This is a genomic window from Thermoplasmata archaeon, assembly GCA_038874435.1.
GTDB lineage: Archaea > Thermoplasmatota > Thermoplasmata > Lutacidiplasmatales > SKW197 > SKW197.
In genome coordinates, this window is record JAVZCK010000010.1 from 20,713 (window position 1) to 42,540 (window position 21,828).

The following is a 21,828-nucleotide window of genomic DNA, read 5'->3' on the forward strand; positions in this document are numbered from 1 at the left end:
TGCCTTTCTGATTAATGGTGTAAGAAATGGGTGACAGATTTCAGGAACTATTTTCCCATAGGGCGCAGCAAATGAAAGCGTCTGATATAAGGGAACTTTTGAAACTTGTCCAGCAGCATGACATCATTTCTTTTGCAGGCGGGTTACCAAACCCACAGGCGTTTCCATCTGAGGAGATAAGGAAAATAGTCATGGATGTGGTAGAAAAGGACGCAGCGTCTGCCCTCCAATATGGTCCCACTGAAGGAATAAAACCACTTCGCCAAAAAATCTCAGAAAGGATGGCAAAAAAAGGAATTCATTGCGAAGATACCGATGTGCTCGTGGTGACAGGTAGCCAGCAGGCATTAGACCTTGTTGCAAAGGTATTTCTGAACAGAAAGGACATAGTAATAGCAAGTGCACCAAGCTACCTTGCCGGATTGAGTGCATTTTTAAGCTATGAAGGTAAGGTGGAACAAACGCCGATGGATAGCCAAGGTGTGCTAACAGATGTGCTAAGAGAGAAAATTCATGCAATTCACAGGCACGGGGGTAACATAAAGTTCATCTACGCCTTGCCAACATTCCATAATCCTGCTGGTGTAACAATGCCAGAAAAGCGAAGGAAGGAGATGCTAGACATTGCAAAGGACTACGATTTACTTATCGTTGAGGACGATCCATACAGCGAGCTCAGGTATGTGGGTACCGATTTAAAGCCGATAAAAGCATTTGATGATGAAGGAAGAGTGATTTACACAAGCACATTTTCGAAGATTCTCACACCGGGGCTACGAGTTGGTTGGGTCATTGCAGACCCAGAAATCATAAGAAAGCTGACAATTGCAAAGCAGGCAACTGACCTCTGCACGAGCACATTCAATCAGTATATTGCGTATGAGTATATGGCAAGAGGCTACATTGATAAGCATATTCCGAAAATTAAGGAATTATACGGTAGAAAAATGAAAATCATGCTTGAGGCAATGAATAAATATTTCCCAAAGAGTGTGAAGTGGACAGAGCCAGAAGGAGGCATGTTCTTGTGGTGCAGTTTGCCGAATGCGGGGAAAACGGACACGCGGGAGATATTGAAGGAGGCACTCGTACAGAAAGTTGCGTTTGTGCCAGGCAATGGGTTCTATGTAGATGGAAGTGGAAAGAACTGCATGCGGTTGAACTTCACCCATCCAAAAGATGAAGACATTCCTGTAGGTGTGAAACGGCTTGCAAAGGTGCTGGAAGAAGAACTCGCAAAAGCAAAGGAATACAAGTTCCTAGATACTGCACCAATTGGAGTTTAAAATGCGTTGAACTAACTTTAAATATTCCATCTACCTTGCAGCCAATATGGGCGTGGACATTGTATCAATTGTTGAGGCTAACCAGGCGACACTGGAAGATTTCTCTGGCAAAATAATTGCAATTGATGGTTACAACACCCTCTACCAGTTTCTTGCTATAATTCGACAGCCCGATGGAACACTACTGATGGACAAACAGGGAAGAGTAACATCTCATTTATCAGGGCTTTTCTACAGAACTGCAAATTTTCTGGAGATTGGGATTAAACCTATTTTCGTCTTCGATGGGGAGCCCTATCCTCAAAAAATGAGGACAATAGAGGGAAGAGTCGCCGCAAAGGAGAAGGCGATGGAAGAATGGAAAAAGGCGCTAGAAGAGGGAGACCTGGAGATGGCAAAATCAAAGGCACAGCAGACCTCTCATTTAACAAAGGAAATGGTAAGTCAGGCAAAGCGATTGCTAGGATATATGGGTATCCCTTGGATTGATGCCCCGAGAGATGGCGAAGCGCAAGCAAGTTACATTGTGCAGCGGGGCGATGCAAATTACAGTGCGTCTCAGGACTTTGATTCCCTTCTTTTTGGAAGCCCAGCTCTAGTTAGGAATCTCGCAATCTCTGGCAAAAGAAAATTGCCAAGGAAAAAAGAATTTGTGGATATAAAGCCAGAGATAATCCTACTCAACGATGTGCTCCAGAAAAATGGAATTACCAGAGAACAGCTCATTGACATTGGAATTCTGGTTGGAACTGATTTTAACGAGGGTGTTAAGGGCATTGGGGCGAAAAAAGCTCTGAAATTGATAAAGGAGTATGGAACGATAGAGAAAGTGATTGAGGTAAAGAAAATAGATGTGCCTGGCTATGAAGATGCAAGAAAGATTTTTTTACAGCCAGATATTGTGAATAACTACAACCTCAAATGGTCGTTGCCTGATACTGAGAAAATTATAGAAATGCTGTGCGAGGAGTTTGAATTTTCGGAAGACCGCGTAAGAAAAGCGCTATCATTCGTTGCGGCGAGAAAGGCCATGTGTATGCAAACTTCACTCGACCAGTTCTTTTGAACATGTTGAATTTTCTTAGAAGAAGGGTAATCTGTGCACCGATGGCTGCAGTCACTTCACCTGACTTCCGATACATGATACGCAAGTATACGGACACCCTGGTGTTTACAGAAATGTGCAGTGCCCATGCACTAGTGCACAATCCTGCGTTACTTTCTGCTAGAATCTATGAATGGGACCATCCAATTGGGTTGCAGATATATGGTGCTGACATTAGAAGAATGGTAGAAGCGGCAAAAATTGCGGAAAGGCTTGGTGCAGACATCATAGACATCAACATGGGCTGTGCGAGAAGAATTATAACCAAGCAGGGAGCCGGTGCCGCCCTACTTAAAAAGCCAGAATTTGCAAGGCAACTGATAAAGGAAATCGTAAGGAATGTTTCAGTCCCAGTAAGTGTGAAAACTAGAATCGGTTGGGATAACTTTCAGCCGGATTTTTTCGAGGCCATTGCAGATTGTGACCTCGCATTTGTTACAGTTCATGGAAGAACTGCAAAAGCAGGTTTCAGCGGTGATGTAGATTTTGACGCTATAGCCAGTTTGAAAAAAATTTTAGGCACAGTTATTGTGGGCAATGGTAACATTTTCGCACCTGGAAAAGCAGTTGAAATGCTGAAAAAAACGGGTTGCAATGCAGTGATGGTAGCGAGGGGAATGATGGGGCGACCTTATTTTCCAAGTCAATGTATAAAAGCGGTGAATGATGAAACCTTTCATGAGCCAACGAAGAACGAGATTCTATCGGACTTGCTAGAACATGCTCGAAAATTCTGCGAAATAAATGGCACGACAGCACTGAAAAAGTTTCGTCAGCATATTTACTGGTATTTCAAAACCTTCAGGAAGTCACCTGAATTTTACGAAAAAATTCAGGAGGTGAAGGAATTCTGCCAACTCGTGAAGTTGCTAGAATGGTATACTAGAAGTGTACCCTCAGCACGGGAAAAAGAATCACCTTAGGCATTCCAGCCCAATCCTCATTTCCAGCCCCTGAGGGCAAGAGAAAAAAGAAATCGTGATAAAAGGTTTTTCCGTCTCAGTATCAATATCCATAAATATTAAGAGCGTATATGCAATGCTGTGAGAGAATGGCTGAGAAAGAGGACAAACCAATAAATGAACTCTTTACTGAAATACTCATCCGGATAAAGCAGGATGTGGAAATCTCCTTACTCATGGACTCTTTAGGGAGGTACAAGAGAAAGTACAGAGAACTAGCAAAAATCGGAGTAACGCCTGACTATGAAGTAACCCTGAAGGGGGAAATTAAAGATGTGGAAGAGACCTTGCTTGGATTCCTGTATGCGGTCTACGAAACAGCCAAGGAAAAATCTGGAGTGGAAAGGGCGAGGGCAGAAATGAGCGAGGTACTTGAACATCTAATTGCCACGAGTGAGAACACCTCGGTAGCAAAAGTTGCTAAGGAATTTCTGAGTAAGATCCGACTTGAGCGGAGCCCTGTGGAAGAAATTGCTGAAAAATTGCTCAAGTATAAATTTGAGGGTTACCCAATTGAGGATGTGATTGGAGAGAAGGAGAAGGGAAAGGATGCCTTCTTGAAGGCCTACGAGGAATATGTGGCAAAAATAGAAAAATTAAAGAGTATCGAGGCACAGCTTGATGAATTAGATGTTACTGGTTTTGAGAAGGAAGCCCTTGAAATTCGTTCACATATAAAAAACCCTGCAAAACTAGATTATGTGGAGCAGCTGATGAATAAGATTGTTGCTGGTGCGAGCATTGACAGAATGGAGAAAGAATTAAATGAAATTTCAAAAGAGATAGATGTACTAGAAAAGAAGGTCGCAAAAAAACCAAAAATTCAGCCCGCACCGAAAACTCCTAGGGAAGGTAAGGTAAACGGACGGAAAGATGGAAGAATTAATGGCAGGATCAATGGAAAAGTCAATGGGATGCGAGAAAGTAAAGGTGTTGTCCCAAAACGAGAGACCGAAGCTGGAAAGAGAACGGCAATCGCACTGATTGTATTCCTCTTGCTTGCTATCCCTCCTGCAGCAATCCTTCTCTATACAGAGGCAGGAATAAAGATAGATGGAAATCTAGATGATTGGGCTGGTAAGGCATCAATAGAGCAGGTGCCAACTGGAATGGATGTGCCAATAACGAAGTATGCGATCGATGTAGATGAAAAGTATGTGTATTTCTATCTGCAAGTGCAAAGCCCTCGTGCAGTGTTTGAGAGCAGTGGGAATCAAAGGGACACCGTTTTGCTGTTTCTAGATACAGGACAAGCTGGCTATAGATTTGATGGAATAAATGCAAAGTACAAGGTTGAGATTTCTGGTAGTGAGGGAAATGTGGTTTCTACATCGCTTTCCGAATATCAGGGCGATGGCACAAGCTGGAAATGGGCACCAAAGGGTTCAATTGAAGCAAAGGCAAGTATTGGAACACTTGAAGGTAGGATAAAGAAGAGCGATATTGGAAATGCTGAGCCGACAGTTTACATTCTAGCACAGCATGCGGATGGCAAGACGGGGAAGAGTATCATACCATTCAACAAAGAAATGAAAGGTGTGGCACTCACACAGGTTGGCATTGTGGACGAGATAGTACAGCCAGATGCCAATGCTACCTTGCTCACAGTTAATGCAAGGGCTTATGGAAAAGATGTGGAACTCAAGACACTTCTGCTGAAGAGAAGTGGGGGCTACAACGGAGTGCTAAATGTGAGAGTGGTTGATGCAAACAATGCGGAGCTTGGCACTGCGAGCTTCAGTGATGGAGCAATAGAGACAACAGCCACGCTGAATCGTGCAGTGGGTACGACTGGAGACCTTACTTTTAAGGTCGTTGCAGATGTGAGTGGAATTGCTAACAATTCAATTGGATTGAAGGTTGCTGGTGCCACAGTTGAAGGCACTGTAAAGGTTTATGGGGAAAGTAAAGTGGTGTATGTTGGTGCACCCACAGGAATAATAATCGATGGAGCATTTGGAGATTGGGCAGGAATTCAGGGACATGATGACCCTACGGGAGATGTGGCTATGATTCCAACGACTCTACCAGCGAATTCAAACATAGACATAAATGCAACAAAGTACACGAACGACACAAACAATGTGTACTTCTATGCAAAGGTCTATGGTGATAAAATAATGGCAGGGTTGACACAGGTGTATCGAGGAGTAGCAGGTGGAGGTCAGAGTGGCACACCTACACCAATTGAAGAGGTGGACATTTACGATTACCTTTACATCAACTTTACAGTGAGTGCAGTGGGGAAGGAGTATTCGATCCAAGTTGTGGGTAAAGATGGTGTAGTTCTCAGCAAGAAGGTGTTGGAGAAAGATATACAGGCAATGGTTTGGAGTGAGAGCACAGGATTGAGTGCAAGCTTGACAGTTGCTTGTGCAGCAGGGGAACTTGAGCTTGGCATACCGTTTGCAGATGGACAGATTACCACATACACAGTGACAATGAGCGACTGGATTGGAAAGGACACGACAAGTGTGATATTCAGTTACCACGGAGGGATAAGAGCATCTGGGGAAATACAACCAAAAGGCACACCGCATGCACCGATTCACATAAACGGGAATGCAGATTTTGCTGCAAAGGCAACAGCTGAAAGCTGGCCTGGAGATGGGACACAAAACAATCCCTACATTATTGATGGCTATGAGATAAACGCAAATGGTGGGAGTTATGGAATCTGGATTGAGAACACGGATGTCTATTTCGTGATACGGAACTGCAATATAACAAATGCAAGTAATTCGGGCAGTGCTCCGTACGGTTCGGGCATTGCATTGAATAATGTTCAAAATGGAACAATAGAAAACAATACTTGCACAAACTCAAAAAGAGGCATATACTTATCCAACTCCGGTAACAACACGCTGACAAACAACAATGTGTTAAGCAATGAGTATGGAATTTACCTATCTGCCCAAAGTACTAATAATTACAATCATAATCTTCTCTACTCTAACAATGTGTTAACCAATGAACATGGGATTTACATATATAGATCGAGTAACAATACGATAATCAACAACAATATTTCTGAAAATACAGTTAACGGCACTTATCTATACCAATCGAGCAATAATACGCTATCAAATAACAATATTTCAAAGAATAATGTTGGAATTTTTCTGAATTCCACCAGCAAGAATAACCTTATCACCTACAATTGGATTACACAGAATTCTAATTACAGCATAAACATAAGTAGTTCAAGTGCGACTGGCAACCTCATCCACCACAACAACTTCATAGCTAACAACGGTGCTGGCAAAGGCCTAACAGGTAGATGTCAGGCATATGATGCAGGTGGAAATCAGTGGTACATTGCCACAAAGGATGGGAAAGGTACAGAGGGCAACTACTGGAGCAACTGGGATGGGAAAGACGATTATCCGATTGATGGAAGCAGTGCAAGTGACCCGTCGCCGTTTAGCAGTCCAGTATCAGAATTCACGCAATTGCCCCTCTTTGCCATGTTCCTTATCGGGGCTCTTGTCGCAATTGCCAGAAAACGAAAACACTGAAATCTTTTCTTTTCAATTTTTTAGTTTTCAGTAACGGCCAAGCGATTTTTAAAATCCCAGAAATCTTAATAAATACCGAAGGGTATAGCAAGGTGATGCAAGAGGTAAACCGATTTGTGGTTGGCAACTTAGAAGTAATTATAAAGCGAGGAGACATCACAGAGGAAGAAGTGGATGCAATTGTAAATGCTGCGAACAACCATTTCTGGATGGGAGGTGGTGTTGCAGGCGCAATAAAACGCAAAGGTGGTGTAGAGATAGAAAGGGAAGCTGTGAAAAAGGGTCCTGTGGAGGTTGGAAAGTGTGTCTATACTAGTGCTGGAAAACTCAAGGCAAGGTATGTGATTCACGCTGCAGTTATGGGTCAGGACCTTGTAACAGATGCGGAAAAAATTGCCACAGCAACAGCTAACGCACTGAAAATGGCAGAGGACCTAAAGCTGCAATCAATTGCATTTCCAGCTCTTGGCACTGGTGTTGGCGGCTTTGATTACTCAGAATGTGCAAAACTCATGCTTCACCAGGTCTTGGGATTCAAACCAGTGAACCTTATGGAAGTTCTTTTTATTCTCTACAGCTCTGAAGCATTTGAGGCTTTTCTAAACATTGCGAGGAAATTGTATGGCTGAAAAAACAGAAAGACAGAGAGCAATGGTTTACATAATGACTGGCGACTCCCTGTCAGATGAGGGAAAATATGTTGATGCCATTAAATACTACAACATGGCAATTGAAATAGACCCAAAGAATGCAGTTGCTCACAATAACAAGGGGGTTACACTGAACGCGATGGGCAGGCATTTAGAGGCAATCAGGTGCTACGACAAAGCCCTTGAACTAAATCCAAAGTATGAAGTGGCATGGTACAACAAGGGTAATGCTCTCTCTTATCTAGGAGAATACCTTGGTGCAATTGAATGCTATCGTAAGGCCTACACTCTCAATCCAAAGTATGAGGCAGCGTTCTACGATGAGGCAAGCACAAGGTTTCTAATGGGAGATGTGAAGGGAGCGATAGAGGTCATTGACAAACTAATTGAAATGAATCCGAAGAGTGTCAATGGCTGGCTCAAAAAAGGTCAGATGCTAGAGGATTTGGGACAGTTTGATGCTGCCCTTGCATGCTATGAGAATGCACTTTTGATTGATCCAGAGAGCGTAGAAGCCTACAATAGCATCGGTGGACTTTACTTTTCTATTGAGGAATACGAGAAAGCCATAGAGGCCTACCAAAAAGCAATTGAGTTGAATGATGGAATTGCCGAAACCTGGAACAATCTAGGATTCACCTACTTCGTACTTGGTTTCTATGATGAGGCATTAAACTGCTACGACCGTGCTCTCCAGATAAATCCAGAGTACAAGCATGCGTGGTACAACAAGGGCTACACCTACCACGGAATGGGAAAACTTGAGAAAGCGGTGGAGTGCTATCAACGAGCTATCAAACTCGACCCGCATGACGAAGTGCTCTGGAACAACTTAGGCAATGCTCTCTACAACCTGAAGAGATTTAAAGAAAGCATCCCCTTCTTCGTGAACGCACTTGAAGTTAATCCGGAATACGAAATTGCATGGAACAATATAGGGAATGCACTGGACAAAATGGGAATGCATGATAAGAGCATAAAGTATCACGAGAAAGCAATTGAACTCAATCCGAAATTTGACTATGCATATTATGCAAAGGGCTACGCCCTGCACAAGCTTGGTAAATCAGAGGAAGGACTGAAATTTGTTGAAATTTCACTTGCACTCAACCCGAACTATGACCATGCCTGGTATGCACTGGCAGACATCTATCTCGCACTGGGTGAAAGGGAAGAGGCACTTGCAGCCATAGAAAATGCCCTTATCCTTAACCCAGAGTATCCTGAAGCATATTTGATGAAGGCAGAAATTCTTGGAGCGATGGGCAGAGAGGCAGAGGCACTTGATATGCTCCAGACAGGATTGAAGGCTGCTCAGGCCTTGCTCAAATTTGAGAGAGATATTGACAACCTGAAGGTTTTGGAGAAAATTTTGATGAAATTAGGAAAATATGATGATGCCATAAATGTAGAGATGGAAATTCTCAGCATTGATTTTGTGCCTCAAGTAGCAGAGAATTTGGCTGCAAATCTTTTTGACAAAGAGCAGTACGCTAAAATCATTGAACTCTTTGGAATGCGAAAGGAATTGCCAAAGAATGTAGCTCTCCTGCTTGCCAGAAGTTATCGTGAGATAGGCGAGAAAGAAATGGCATTAAAGACCTGCGATGAAATGTTTCAGAAAACTGGTGACATAGATTTTGCAGTGGAAAAACTCAAAATCCTCTATGAATCAGGGTTGAGCGAAATTGCGAAGCTCATTCTTGAGTTGCCACAAAAAGACCCTGATGCCATCGCTTTGCTTGGAGATTACTACTTCCGGAAGAAAATGTATGCTGCGGCACTGCCTTGCTATACTTTTTATGTAAAGAACCGCGAAAATCTGGAAATCTGGTACAGAAAAGGGCTCTGTCATCTTTACCTCAACCAACTCTGGCAGGCAGATTTCTGCTTTGACTACCTTACTGGTGCCTATCCCGAATCTGGACTCGGTTGGTATGGCAAGTATCTAGTGCTGAAGAAGAAAGGAAAGTCAAAGAAAGCCAACGGATTTCTAGAAATTGCACTCTCAAAAGATGAAAAGATTGGAGAGGTTACTAGAGATGCTGAAGCGAAAGTTTCTGATACTCTGCCATGATGCAAGCACAGATGGTGCTTTCACGCTTGATGATTTACCAGGTTCTGGCGGAAGAATCGATGTTGCAGCAAGATGCGTAGTTGCAAGCTTGTTAATTTCATATGGCATAAGGAAGGATGCAGAGGTCATTCTGTTTTTCTGCAAGGGACCCAGAAATGGATTAACCATTAGAGTTAGTGGCAACAATGTAAAATACCTAAACCCAGATGAGCGGAGCACTGCTGCTCTCCTCAGAAATGCGATGTTGAAATACAAAAATGTGGCAATGGAAAGTTCACCAGGTGTGGAGGTGTGCACCACGAACCTGGAAACCATTCTGGCCGGGGAGAAAAATGTGTACTATCTGAAGGAGGAGGGGTTTCCAGCAGGAAATTTTGAGTTCCCAGACGAGGAAATACTGTTTGTGCTTGGTGACCACAAGGATTTGACGCCGGAAGAAGAGACAATTGTGCTGAAGTACGCAAAAGCCAAACTCAGCATCTCGCCGCTCTCCCTCTACTCAGAGCAATGCATTACTATCATTCACAACATCCTTGACAGGAAATTTTCAGGACGCTTTATACCAGAAAATCGAGAGCATAAGTCCGTTGACCGCAACGATGGCAAATAGTGGATATGCCATTATACTCATGGATGCAAAAAGAAGCCCCCCGACCAGTGCCCCTGCAGCCATACCTGCGGAAAGGGAGAGGTGGTAGACACCCATTGCACTTCCAGTGTGATAACTCTCTGCAAATCGCATCACCATTCTCACACTTGCAGAGGAAATGCCTGCCCATCCTAATCCCATCAGGCCATTTAGAACTATTGCTGTGAGTAAAACAAGCGAGGCGGAGGGTAAGAAAAAAATAAAGGCAAAGCTGGAGATAATCCCAATTCTGAGTGCAGTGGCAATTTTCAAAAGTTTGTCTGCTCTGGTTTGACTTACAATCAAATAGCCAAGCGTACATGCGAATGCACTGCTTAGATGTACAGCAAAAATTCCAGTTCCTGAGACACCGCTCTTGATCAGAAAAACAGGAAGGGTAGTGTTAAAAGCTGCAAACCCGAAAAGCATGAGCGAAAAGCCCAAGCATAACCAGTAAATTCTCTTGTCAACACTCGCAAACTTCAGTTTTGTAGCAATCTTCGAAGGCAGATAGTGGAGCCGTTCATATATCCCAGTGTTTATTTTCACAAGTTCCGACTTGGAAAGCATCGGTTTATGTGGTGCTTTATCAGGAAGATATGTTGAAAGCCCGAGACCTAGTGCAAAGGCAGCAAACACAATCAGAAGCAGAAGGCGAAGTCCGAATTCATCGTCAAATACATTGAGTAAAAGGGCTGCAAACGCAAGGGCTATGAGCGTGCTGGTAGATATCACAATATTGTAATTTTTCAATCTGTCTCTGTACTTGCCTGCCTTTGTTTGAGCTACCAGTGTACTTCCCAACAATCCAAAAACACTGAAGAAGAAGCCGAGGAGGGCTGATGCTATAATCAACCAATAGAAGCTATCACTGAAAATTCCAATTATTGTAGCAGTTGCAACACAACAGAATCCAAGAATTGCAGGGGCCCTGCGTGCCTCATGTCTGTCAATCCACATGCCCCAGTAGACAATGCCCAACATTGAAAAAAGAGAAACAAACATGTTCAAGAACCCAACTTCTCTCGCCCCTAGTCCAAGTGCAAGCAGCACTAGGAGTGGAAGGGTATTTGAGAAAATTGCATAACCGAATTGGGCAAAACCGAAGGGGATGTAGAGTTTCTGCATACAATAAATTTATTCACTTTATTCTATGCACCATGAAATCCGCAAACATGTTTAGAATCTCTCGTTCCCTGTTGTTAGGTAACACTTTGAGGCACTCCTTTGCTTTGAGTGAAAACTCAACAGCAACTTTCTCTGCATACTTTATGGAGCCTGTGGTTTTGAGAATGTCTATGCAGCCCTCAATTTCCTCTGGCGTTGCAAATCTGTTTCCAAGGCAGGAGACAATCTTCTTTTTCTGGCTCTCGCTTGCATTTGCAAGTGCATGAACCACAATAAGCGTCCGCTTCCCTTCTTTGATATCTCCTCCCCTTGCCTTTCCAGTTATTTCTGGATTGCCAAGCAGGTCGATTATATCATCTGCAATCTGGAAACCTATGCCCACCAATCTTCCAAATTCAGCACAACTTTCTATCTGCTTCTCGGTGCCATCTGCAACGATTGCACCGCCCATTGCCGCAGTCCTGAACATCAGTGCAGTTTTTTTCTCTATCATCTTCAGATACTCCTCTTCACTGATGTTGTATCGCTGGGCAAAGTCCATGTCCATCTGCTGTCCCTCTGCGATTCCCAGCACCATTTTTGCGGTCTCTCTTACCAGTCGCCGCACGATCGCATCACTTGCATCCACGCTCTCCAGCACCTCAAATCCTTTTGCGAAGAGGGCATCGCCAACATCTATGGCATAGGCAAGGCGATAATGTTCATCGGGATGAATGGTTTTGTCAGCGTGAATGCACTTTATTTTTCTTCTTGTTTCAGCCATGTCCATGATATCGTCATGCACAAGCGTGAAGTTATGGATTAGTTCAAGAGCAATCCCAAAGAGCATTGCCTTGTCTCCAGCACCTGCAATGCAGTCAGCAGTGAGCATTGCAAACACGGGTCGCCAGCGTTTCCCGCCTGCAAATGGATAACGCTGCATTCCTTTCAGCAACGGCTCATATTCTCCATGTCCGAGAATTTCCTTTATTGCTACATCTATCTTCTCTCTGCGCTCAAGGATTTCAGGCAATTCAGAAATGTCATTCATTCCTCACTCCTCCAGATACTCCTTTGTTTTACCAACAATAATGCAGGGAACCTTCTTCAGTTCTTCGATGTTCTTCACACCAAGCAAAAACATTACTGCCTTCAACTCTTCCCTGATTGCTTCAAGCTTCCGCTCTAGTTTCTGCTGGCTATCATGTGCGGGTTTCAACAGAGCTCCCGCAATGCCTACCGCATCTGCACCAAGTGCAATTGCCCTTGCTACATCCATTCCGTTTCTTATCCCTCCACTGGCAACGAGTGGTAAACCTTTCACCCTTGATTTGAGCACGCACACTGGAGAGGGAATTCCCCATTCACCAAGAGTGGTGCCGAGAACCGCATGAAGGTAATCCTTCTGAAGCACAGCCCTGTACTGCTCTACCTTCGCAAAACTCGTGCCGCTCAAACCAGAAATGTCTATTGCTTTCACTCCCGCAGCCCTTAGTTTTTCAGCAGTTCCACGCGAAATTCCCGCACCAGTTTCTTTTACCATTACTGGCATTGCTGATGCAAATTCCTTGATTTTTGCAAGACAACCCTTGGCATTTTTGTCGCCTTCGCGCTGCACAACTTCCTGCAGAAAGTTAAGGTGGATTGCTAAAACATCACCATCAATCATCTCAATTGCTTTCTTTCCATCCTCAACAGTAAATACATGTCCACCTTTCTTCTGCGGAATAAGTTGTGGTGCACCTAGATTGGCTATTTTCAGAGGAATTTTATGGGCTTTAAGTATCTCGTAGGACTTCACATCGCCGCCCTCAAATGCAGGTCTCTGACTTCCCACACCCATTCCAATCCCGAATTTTTCTGCAGCCGATGCAAATCTTCCATTATACTTCTCAGCTTCTGGGATTCCACCAGTGATTGCGTTTATTATTACGGGCATCTCTAGTTTTTTTCCAAGAAACTTCGTTTCTAGTGAGATATCATCATAGTCAATTTCTGGCAATGCATTATGCTCAAAAGTAATGTCATCCCAGTAGTTATGCTGCGCCTCCACATTTTCACGAAGGCATATTTCCAGATGCTCCAACTTTCTTTTTTGTGCGGTCATTTTATCACAACCTTAGTTCCATGAATGTCTTTTCCTATAAGTGCATTTCTAAGGTTGACAAAATCTCTACCCGAGATTATCCATATCTCTACATTCTCTTTTGTTTTCAAGAACTCAAAACACTTCTGAACTTTGCCAAAAATCCCGCCAGTCACATCAATTTCTGGGTTGGCAGCTTTGAGGTTACCAAGAAAATCTGGGGATATCTCCTCTAGAATCGCTGTACCTTTTTTTGGAGGATAATCTGCATAGACGCCTGGAACATCACATACGAATATCACTCTCTCTGGCTTAAAATGGGCTGCAAGACATAATGTGAGGTCGTCACCTGAACAGATACTGAAACCCATTTTTTCATCAAACACTACATCTCCAAAAGTTACTGGCAGAAGGGAATTCGCAAGTGACTCCTCAAACTTTCTCACATCTAGTGATTTGAGAGTGCCACCAGAATTGAGGGCTGTGGCTAGAGGAGGCAGGGAGATTGCTGGTACACCGACCCTCATGAGAGTTTCCATCACACGATGGTTGAGCGTTCGCACATCATGATGTACCGTAGCAAACCCGAAATTCTGGTTCCTAATTTTCAGATTTCTGCCAAATTGGAGTTGATACTCCTTTGCCTTTATGTGTCCGAAGGAGCCAGCACCATGAACTATCATGATTTTTTCATCGGCATCAGTTGCTCTTTTTATCTCGCTTGCTATTTTTTCTACAATTTTGCGCCTGAACCTACGATATCTTTTCTTGTCTGTGATGACAGAACCACCAAGCTTTATCACATGCATGCTACCGTATATGCATTGCCCAATTAATGTTTTTTGGTTTTTATTCAGCATAACAAAAAAATAATCTGCATTTAAAGGATTGTCTCCAACCCTCACATATAGTTATTTCAACTATAGAAAATTCAATGAAATAGAAAAATTTATATTTAGTATTTTTATATGGTTGTGCGGTAGAAATGAGGGGACTGACAGTAAAGGAGAAGTGCACGTTGTGCGGTCTAATATTGTATCCTGATGCTACTGATAAGGAGATCGCTAACAAACTGAATATCCCAACTAGCACAGTGACTGCAATTAGACGAAGGCTCAGAGAACGAAATCTCTTTAGATTTGTCTATCTCCCGATGCTCAACTTACTGGGACACGAGTTACTCGTGATCTCTTATGGAAAATTTGACCCAAATTCCTCAGAGAAGACAAGGGAATTATTTCTGAGTAAACTAAAAGAGATAAATCCAAAGATTTTCGCACAATGCAGAAACCACGAAAACTGGCTTATGATGAGCAATGCTGCAAACTACACAGAAGCAAAAAAAAACCTGGATGCTTTAGAAGAATACATTGGTAGACATGAAATTGCAAGCACCCAGAAAATCTCACACATCCTGTTTCCATATGCTGTAACTGACATTATCAAATTTTTTGACTTTGGAGGACTAGCAAGATACATAATGCCATCTGAGATTAACGCTAAACTCTGGAAAGAAAGTTATGAGCTCCCCCAAAACTATGCAAGAGAAGTGCTTACAAAAAAAGAACTGCTTGTACTTGCTGGGCTTTTGAACTATGCTGAGTACCCGTTAAGCGAGATTGCGACGAAAGTGAAGGTCTCAAGGCAGTGTGTGTCCAAGACAGAAAAAGAATTAAAGGAAAGGAAAATTCTAAAACCTATAATAATTCCAAATCTGCATCTGCTTGACTACAAATACCTACTTGTACTTCATCTTCAGTATAAAACCCATATACAAAAAATAGATAGGGATAGGATTGCAGGCACAGTTCTGGACAATTTTCCTGTGATATTTTTTGTGAGTGGAACTTTTGAGAGTTTCATGGTTACGCCTGTAAAAACATTTGAGGATTGTGTGGCTGCAAGAAAAACCCTGATTGAACTACATGCCTCACACGACCTGTTGAGAGCGGCGCCAACATTCATGTTCTTTCCCACGGACCACATGGCATGTTTACAGGATTTTGATTTCAAAAGATGTATTGGTGGCGGAAAGGTATAATTCTATCTAATTTTGAAGGTAGGAGCCACAGATTCTGCATCTCTTGTTGCCAGGTGCGTTTATGGAGCCACATACTGAGCATTCCAATTCCTGTATTTCTGCCTCTCTAGCTTCCCTAATGCTTCGCTCAATCTCGCGAATCTTCTCTCGTTCTATCTCAATCTTTTTAAGTTCGTGTTCATGCTCTTCCAGCATCTCATCGATCATCTGAAGCTTCTTTCCAATCTCGGGGTAAACACTCTTATCAGGAACTGCTCTCCCAATCTCTGCGAGCATTTTCACAATTTCTTTCTCCTTCGCAAGAAGCTTGTGCTCTTTCTCGTTGAGTTCCTTTTCTCTTTGTATCAATTCTTCGTATTTTCTAGTAATTTCTATCTCTTTCTCCTGCAAACGGGCTTCAAACTCATCTAGTTCATGCTCCCTCTTGTACAATCGTTCTAATCTTTCTTTGTAATCTCTTTCCTTAATCTCCAGCTCACTTTCTCGCTTTACAAGAGCTTCCTCCCTTTCCTCTATAATTTTCAGCTTTGAGTCAATTTCATCCTGGATGTTCTTGAGTATATCTCCAATTGTGATTACCAAAGCTTCCTCAAGGTTTGTGCCACACACAGGGCAATGCTTACACATCGGATCAACACTTGTGCCGCAGGTTCTACACCTGACTTCTTTTATAAGGACTCGCATTACTGCACCTGTTCATTTGTGGACCGAACCCATGCATCTTCTGGTATCTGGTAATATACAGAAGTCAAATCATGGTCCAGGTCCTCTACTTTCTTCTCAGGGGCTTTTATCAACTCTAGCACTCTTTCTTTCCTAAAAATCCAGTAATGGATTCTCCACTCCCTCCCATCATAAAGGGTGGTTTCCTCGCGCTCTGTCGTTAAAATCCCCACATCTTCAAGGGTATAGAAGACATCTCGGTCTTCTGGTTCAAGAACATTATCTATGATTCTCTCCCCATAACCAAAAAAATTCAGGATGTGATGCGCAATCCTTCTAGCCTCTTCATCTGGAATTGGGCGTCCTGGTTCTGAATTCTGAATTGCAATAGCAAGCTGTTCTACATCTACATTAGTTTTCATGTAACCACCACTCAACCCGTTCTCTTTTCCAATCTTCATTTTTTTCGGAACCTCTTCATACTTCATTCTAAAAGCCATAGTTTCACGGCTCCTTTTATGTGTAAACTATAATGTAATTGAACTGAGGTGTATATATAAGTTTCTGTGGCTAATTGGCACGTGTGCTATCAAGAGTTCTTCTGTGAAGCTGACTTTTAGTGTTCCGAGGGCATTTATATAATGTACCCCTCCAAAACCCTAACATGGATATTATCAAGAGCGCAATCAATGAGAGTTGTGAGCACTCACTCACAGGGCTTCCCATTGGATACCAGTCGCTTGCACCCGCACCGCCATCAATTGGGTAGGCATTTGCAGTGCCGTTGCCATTGCCATCCCAATTGCTCCAGTAGTTGCCCTCGTTCACACTGTTGTCATACCAGTAGTTGCCACCAACATCATCGTAGGCCTGGCAGTTGCCGGAGACGCCTTTACCAGCACCGTTTGGGGTATCGTTAGATACCCCTTGACCCAGGTACCATAGGGCGGTAGCCCTGTTGCCAATGAAGTAGTTGTGATTGATTTTGTTGTTCGTAGACATATCTGTGAGGTAAACTCCATACTTTACATTGTTGCAGAACCAGTTAAGGGTTATGGTGTTATTGGTTGAGCGATGGAGGTAAGTTCCATTGGAATTGCCAGACACATTGTTTTCTGTGATTGTGTTATAGTTTGAATAGTATGTGAGATAGAGGCCATTTTCGTTGTTGTTGGAAAGAATATTCTTCGTTATTGTATGGTTGGTTGAGGTGTGCAGAAGCATCCCGTAATAGTAATTCCCGCTGAAATTGTTGTATGCTATGTTGTTGTAATTTGAGAACTGAATGTAGGCACCATCATAGTTATTGTAGCCAGTGTTAAATGTTATATTGTTATAGTGTGCCTGGGAAAGATAGATTCCGTAATTGTTTCCATTTACCAGATTTGTGTTTATTGTCGCATTGTTTGAGGAAAACAATGTGATTCCATATGTGTTGCCGTTTGCGTTTGTGTTGGAAATTGTAATATTATCTGAAGAGCCAACATAAATTCCACTGACAGAATTGCTGTTCGCATTGCAGAAATCAACAACGACATTACTTGCGTAGTAGAGATAAATCCCGTAGGTATTGCTGTTGGCTGAATTGTTAACAATAGTATTGTTATCAGAAAAATAGAGTGCGATACCTTGCTGCACTGTATTTGCAGTGTTGTTCACAATCGTGTTGTACATAGAGGCACCATAGATGTACACTCCACGAATTGAGGCTGTGCAAGTGTTGTTTTCTATTTTGCCGTTTTGTACATTGTTCAGGGCAATTGCAGCCCCGAATGGTACAGTGCTGATGCTAGTTGCACCTTGGATTGTGCAGTTCCTAACTGCGAAGTGCACCGTTGTGTTCTCAATCCAGATACCATAACTTCCCCCAGCACTGTTGATGTCATATCCCTCAATGAGGTATGGAGCATTCTCTGTTCCATCTCCACTCCAACCCTCAGATAGTGCCTGTGATGCAAAATCTGCATCTCCGTTTATATGTATCGGAGCATGAACTGTCCCTCTGGATGCAATAACTGGCGTTACTGTTGGTGTTTTTGCGGTTAATACTCTCTCTGCCAACATGAAGTTATCAGGATTTACATACTGCAAAGCATTCTCTAGCTTGCACTCCTTGTTCTGCCAGTCAATCATGTAGAAGTAAACTGCATAATTTTCACCGATGCCAAGCAAACTTTTGCCTGCCATTGTTTCTACCTGCTTTCCATTTGTTGCTGCAGCCACACTCTCTCCAATTACCCATGTCCATTCCTGCTGCACCACACCAGCAAATGTAAGCACTCGACATGCCTCTATCTTTCCATTCTTGCCCACAATCTCTATTGATTTATCCGCACCCACTGCAAAATTAACAGAGGGCTTGAAGCCAGTTGCTGCGTTATTGTCCGTGTCCACAAACACATACGCCACATCCCTGCCATTCTGATTCGGAATTGCCGTCTCCCTCTGGTATGCAACATACACTGGATTTTCAGATGGTGCCTCCACAATGTATCTGCCATCGCCAACGAGCAAATTGCCATACACCTTCGCATAAAACGCCACATTCTTACCAGATTCTGCAGTTGCATACTCCGCAATGTCAATGTTCTCTGGCACACCCAAATCTCTTGCCCTCGTGGTCTTTTCAACGCCCTGCCAGTCCTCAAAACTGCCATCAATCTTGATCACATTTGAACTGACACCCTGCCATGCCAGAACACCGACAGCACTGAACACCAACACCGCAAATAAAACACCAATGCCAGCTTTACCATATTTTGCTCTATTCCTAGTCATTGTCATACTCCTTTTCCAGTTACTGCCCTGCAACCCGTTGGTAAATCCATTTTTAGCACTCGAGCCATTCTTTCTAACGCTGTAAAAATCAATACCCTTTGTAGTTCTGCTTTTCAATCTCATTTAAGCCACCATTATGAGATAGAACTGGTAGTATATATTACTTTAGAAATGGGTTGATCTTATAGTGTAATAGTAAAAAAGTTTGATGGAAAAATATACATAAATATAATAAACATTGCTCTATCTTACTCTATCTAAGATAGATTACTGATTATCTTGACTGCACTTTCCACTGTGTGGGCATCATTTTGATAAATTCCAACACTTGCAAGCATGAAACCAATTTCCCGCTTCGTCTCCATTCTGTAGAAATCATCCTCAATTGCATCTGCCACTTCCAGCGCCCTCTGAATCAAATTGTGGTTCTTTAAAACGCCAAGCTTGGCAAGGTTGAGGGCAATCTCTCGAAACACAGAGGTTCGGTAGTGTATGGTCAGGATTGCTTTGCCGATGCTGTACGCTTTCTCCAGCAAAAAACTGTTATCCGTCTTTTCGCCTTGTTTTGAAAATTCAAGAGCAATTTCTCTCAGAATTTCATCCCTTGATGCATGATTTTTCATATCCGAGAGGGCTTCAAGTCCTTTTCTGAAGGTCTCACGTTCGTTGACAATGCCCTTCATTTTAGCAATTTCCACGATTAAGTCCCTTATTGCCCATGCCTTTTGGGTTTCGTTCTCAATGGACAATGCCACATTCATAGCTCGGCTCAGCACCTTTTTTGTATTGTTGAAATTTCCATTTGATAGCCAGCTTCCAGCCACAATGGACAATGCCCAAACCTTGTGTCTTGTGCTCTCAAGTTGTTCCGATATTTCCTCTGCAGTAGCCAGCAGTTCCTCTGCTTTCTCGTTTTCCTCCACCTTAGAAAACAGATTTGCGGTCTCACAGATTGCAAACACACGGACACGGGGGTCGTCAATTGAATATGCAAAGTTCATAATGTTTTTCAGCATTTCTTTGGTTTTGGCTTTTTTTGTTTCAAATGTGCGGGCAATTTTTTCACTAATGAGGTCAGCAATCACGGTAGCACATTGGTAGTTTCCACTATCAAATGCTTTAACCGCCATATCGTATTCCACAGATGGATAGCTAAACCCATGTTCTTTCATTTCTCGGATATTCGAATGCAGTTTGTCAATTGCATTCCTTGTCTCTCTGTAGTCCTCATACACCTTTAAGAGGGCTTTTTCTGCTAGTGCGGCCTGTTCTGCTGCCTCCGCATACTTTCCACTTTTGTAAGAACGATGTGCTTCATTAACAATTATCTGAATTTTGCTTACATTTACGCCCTCTTCCAATGCACTAACAAGTTTTTTATCAAGCTCATCCAAAATTTTTTTTACATCAGTTTTTTTAATCATTTTTTCACCCCATATACAATGGACTACATAGTATTTATAAGTTGTTATAGTAGAAGTTTTTTTGTTAAAAATTTTATTGTGTGTTCTGCGGGACTCACTCCTTCTTTTCCTCTCCACTTTTATGGATGGGGCAGGGTCTTCCTAACCTGCAAAAATGGCATTTTTCCTTTGGCACTGGTTGAATGGGCTTTTGCAACCTTCCATACTTACGCCTAGGCATTTAACTTCTCCCCTGGTGTTATGTCCATCATGGTCAAGCCAGAAAGCATTTTTGGATAAAAGTCCGTGCTTTTTTCAGGCATCCGCTCGTGATTTTTTGCAATTTCAAGTACCTGCTCTGGCCTTGTCGCATTTACAAGAAAAGCTACCTTTCCCTTGCCACAGTTCACCTTGTCGATTGCTTCATCAATCCATCTACAGTAGTCAATGTCCACATCAATCTTTAATTCCTTTGCATTCATTATTCCCTCAAAAATCACATCTCTCAGCACGACCACATCAAGTCGCCTATAGCTCTCGCTGTACTCGGGCTTGAAAAATTTGTTCACTTGCTCTATGCCCTTGAGCATAAGACCCAAATACCTTTTGCCATCGTAAGCTACGAAGCAGATTTTTTCCCTGTGCTTTGCAAGGAAATCCTCAACATCTGCCCTTGAAATCTCCATTACCTCAAAATATTTCCTGACTTCCGTGAGATGTTGTTCAGTGAGAGGAATCTGCAAGAGAATCCTGTGTCCGGGCAAAATTACAAGCCCAGGGTCATTCACTGGCACGAGCAGGGTCATTCTGAAGTTAAAGGCATCATTTTCGTCCCATTTTACTTTCTGACGGAGTTCGTCCCTGAAAGCCACAGCTGTCTCATACCTATGATGCCCATCTGCAATCACCACCTGCTTGTCCTTGAGCACTTCCTGGATTTTTCTGATGTCATCAGGCTCTTCAATTTTCCATAGACGGTTGCGAACTCCATATTCATCTACCACTTCCAGGAGTGGTTTCTCCTTCGCATACTTCTCAAAAATTTTCACAGTTTCGTGATTCTCATCTGGATACAACATGAAACCCGGCTCCAGGTTTTTGAGGGTTGCTCTGAGCATGTTGAGGCGGTCTATCTTTGGTCCCGCATGTGTTTTTTCATGCGGAAGCACCACATTCTCGTTGAATGGATGCAGTTTAACTGCACAAATCATGCCCCGCCTCAGATATTTTTTACCAAGAACTTCAAATTCCTGGTAATAAACATATATTCCTGGCTTTTCGTCCTTTGCAAACACTCCTTCAGCTAAAAACATCTCAAGTCGCTGCTTCGCAATCTCATATCTGTTTTCTTCAATTGGCAATATCAATCTACAATAATTGAAATCTGACTTTGCGTAATATCTTTTTTGCATCTCCTGCGAGATTTTATCGTATGGTTGTGTCACCAAGTCCTCCAGTTTCCCTGCTTTCCCTGTGTATCTGATTGCCCGAAATGGCCTGATTTCCACCATTTTCTCCACCTTT

Annotated in this window: 18 protein-coding genes; 8 read left to right on the forward strand and 10 right to left on the reverse strand. The window is 42.8% G+C overall.

Annotated elements, in window-relative coordinates:
- The first annotated feature begins 26 nt into the window (after positions 1-26).
- The 7 genes from QXD64_05250 to trmY all read left to right on the forward strand — a co-directional run bounded on the left by QXD64_05250 (position 27) and on the right by trmY (position 10,208).
- Positions 27-1,286 carry a PLP-dependent aminotransferase family protein gene (locus QXD64_05250; GenBank protein ID MEM3396719.1) on the forward strand — a complete coding sequence of 420 codons (1,260 nt, stop codon included), beginning with the start codon at positions 27-29 and terminating at the stop codon, positions 1,284-1,286.
- A gap of 46 nt (positions 1,287-1,332) precedes the next feature.
- Complete coding sequence (gene fen / locus QXD64_05255) at positions 1,333-2,352, forward strand: flap endonuclease-1 (protein MEM3396720.1); 1,020 nt, start codon at positions 1,333-1,335, stop codon at positions 2,350-2,352.
- A 2-nt stretch (positions 2,353-2,354) separates the two neighbouring features.
- Positions 2,355-3,314 carry a tRNA-dihydrouridine synthase gene (locus QXD64_05260; GenBank protein MEM3396721.1) on the forward strand — a complete coding sequence of 320 codons (960 nt, stop codon included), beginning with the start codon at positions 2,355-2,357 and terminating at the stop codon, positions 3,312-3,314.
- Positions 3,315-3,442: 128 nt separating this feature from the next.
- A complete protein-coding gene (locus QXD64_05265) occupies positions 3,443-6,871 on the forward strand; it encodes a NosD domain-containing protein (GenBank protein ID MEM3396722.1) in 3,429 nt (1,142 codons plus the stop codon).
- Positions 6,872-6,966: 95 nt separating this feature from the next.
- Positions 6,967-7,500: a macro domain-containing protein gene (locus QXD64_05270; GenBank protein ID MEM3396723.1), complete on the forward strand. Its 534-nt coding sequence runs from the start codon at positions 6,967-6,969 to the stop codon at positions 7,498-7,500.
- Positions 7,493-9,598 carry a tetratricopeptide repeat protein gene (locus QXD64_05275; protein MEM3396724.1) on the forward strand — a complete coding sequence of 702 codons (2,106 nt, stop codon included), beginning with the start codon at positions 7,493-7,495 and terminating at the stop codon, positions 9,596-9,598. The genes QXD64_05270 and QXD64_05275 overlap by 8 nt, the downstream gene beginning before the upstream one ends.
- On the forward strand, positions 9,564-10,208 hold the full coding sequence (gene trmY / locus QXD64_05280; protein MEM3396725.1) for a tRNA (pseudouridine(54)-N(1))-methyltransferase TrmY: 645 nt from the start codon (positions 9,564-9,566) through the stop codon (positions 10,206-10,208). The genes QXD64_05275 and trmY overlap by 35 nt, the downstream gene beginning before the upstream one ends.
- Here the strand turns inward: trmY and QXD64_05285 are convergent.
- From QXD64_05285 to QXD64_05300, 4 genes are read right to left on the reverse strand one after another with little or no spacing between them, the layout of a single operon-like run.
- Positions 10,146-11,354, reverse strand: coding sequence for an MFS transporter (locus QXD64_05285; GenBank protein MEM3396726.1), 1,209 nt, complete (start codon positions 11,352-11,354; stop codon positions 10,146-10,148). The two genes, trmY and QXD64_05285, sit on opposite strands and share 63 nt — an antisense overlap.
- Positions 11,355-11,367: 13 nt before the next feature.
- Entirely contained in the window at positions 11,368-12,384 is a 1,017-nt protein-coding gene (locus QXD64_05290; protein MEM3396727.1) for a polyprenyl synthetase family protein, read from the reverse strand.
- Positions 12,385-12,387: 3 nt separating this feature from the next.
- Positions 12,388-13,440 (reverse strand): type 2 isopentenyl-diphosphate Delta-isomerase, encoded by a 1,053-nt coding sequence (gene fni / locus QXD64_05295; protein MEM3396728.1) that lies wholly within the window; start codon positions 13,438-13,440, stop codon positions 12,388-12,390.
- On the reverse strand, positions 13,437-14,228 hold the full coding sequence (locus tag QXD64_05300) for an isopentenyl phosphate kinase (GenBank protein ID MEM3396729.1): 792 nt from the start codon (positions 14,226-14,228) through the stop codon (positions 13,437-13,439). The genes fni and QXD64_05300 overlap by 4 nt, the downstream gene beginning before the upstream one ends.
- Before the next feature lie 176 nt (positions 14,229-14,404).
- Here QXD64_05300 and QXD64_05305 point away from each other — a divergent pair, with 176 nt between their 5' ends.
- On the forward strand, positions 14,405-15,460 hold the full coding sequence (locus QXD64_05305; protein MEM3396730.1) for a hypothetical protein: 1,056 nt from the start codon (positions 14,405-14,407) through the stop codon (positions 15,458-15,460).
- Positions 15,461-15,466: 6 nt separating this feature from the next.
- On the opposite strand, the gene QXD64_05310 is transcribed toward QXD64_05305, so the two are convergent.
- The 6 genes from QXD64_05310 to QXD64_05335 all read right to left on the reverse strand — a co-directional run bounded on the left by QXD64_05310 (position 15,467) and on the right by QXD64_05335 (position 21,815).
- Positions 15,467-16,144 carry a hypothetical protein gene (locus tag QXD64_05310; protein MEM3396731.1) on the reverse strand — a complete coding sequence of 226 codons (678 nt, stop codon included), beginning with the start codon at positions 16,142-16,144 and terminating at the stop codon, positions 15,467-15,469.
- The gene (locus QXD64_05315; GenBank protein ID MEM3396732.1) at positions 16,144-16,584 is read right to left on the reverse strand and encodes a DUF6015 family protein; all 441 of its coding nucleotides are present in this window, start codon (positions 16,582-16,584) and stop codon (positions 16,144-16,146) included. Before QXD64_05315 ends, QXD64_05310 begins: the two co-directional genes overlap by 1 nt.
- A 109-nt stretch (positions 16,585-16,693) precedes the next feature.
- Entirely contained in the window at positions 16,694-19,024 is a 2,331-nt protein-coding gene (locus QXD64_05320; GenBank protein MEM3396733.1) for a right-handed parallel beta-helix repeat-containing protein, read from the reverse strand.
- Positions 19,025-19,158: 134 nt separating this feature from the next.
- Positions 19,159-20,325 carry a hypothetical protein gene (locus tag QXD64_05325; protein ID MEM3396734.1) on the reverse strand — a complete coding sequence of 389 codons (1,167 nt, stop codon included), beginning with the start codon at positions 20,323-20,325 and terminating at the stop codon, positions 19,159-19,161.
- 94 nt (positions 20,326-20,419) lie between these two features.
- Entirely contained in the window at positions 20,420-20,545 is a 126-nt protein-coding gene (locus tag QXD64_05330; GenBank protein ID MEM3396735.1) for a hypothetical protein, read from the reverse strand.
- Positions 20,538-21,815, reverse strand: a complete 1,278-nt coding sequence (locus tag QXD64_05335) for a DUF1015 domain-containing protein (GenBank protein ID MEM3396736.1) — start codon at positions 21,813-21,815, stop codon at positions 20,538-20,540. The genes QXD64_05330 and QXD64_05335 overlap by 8 nt, the downstream gene beginning before the upstream one ends.
- Positions 21,816-21,828: the final 13 nt, after the last annotated feature.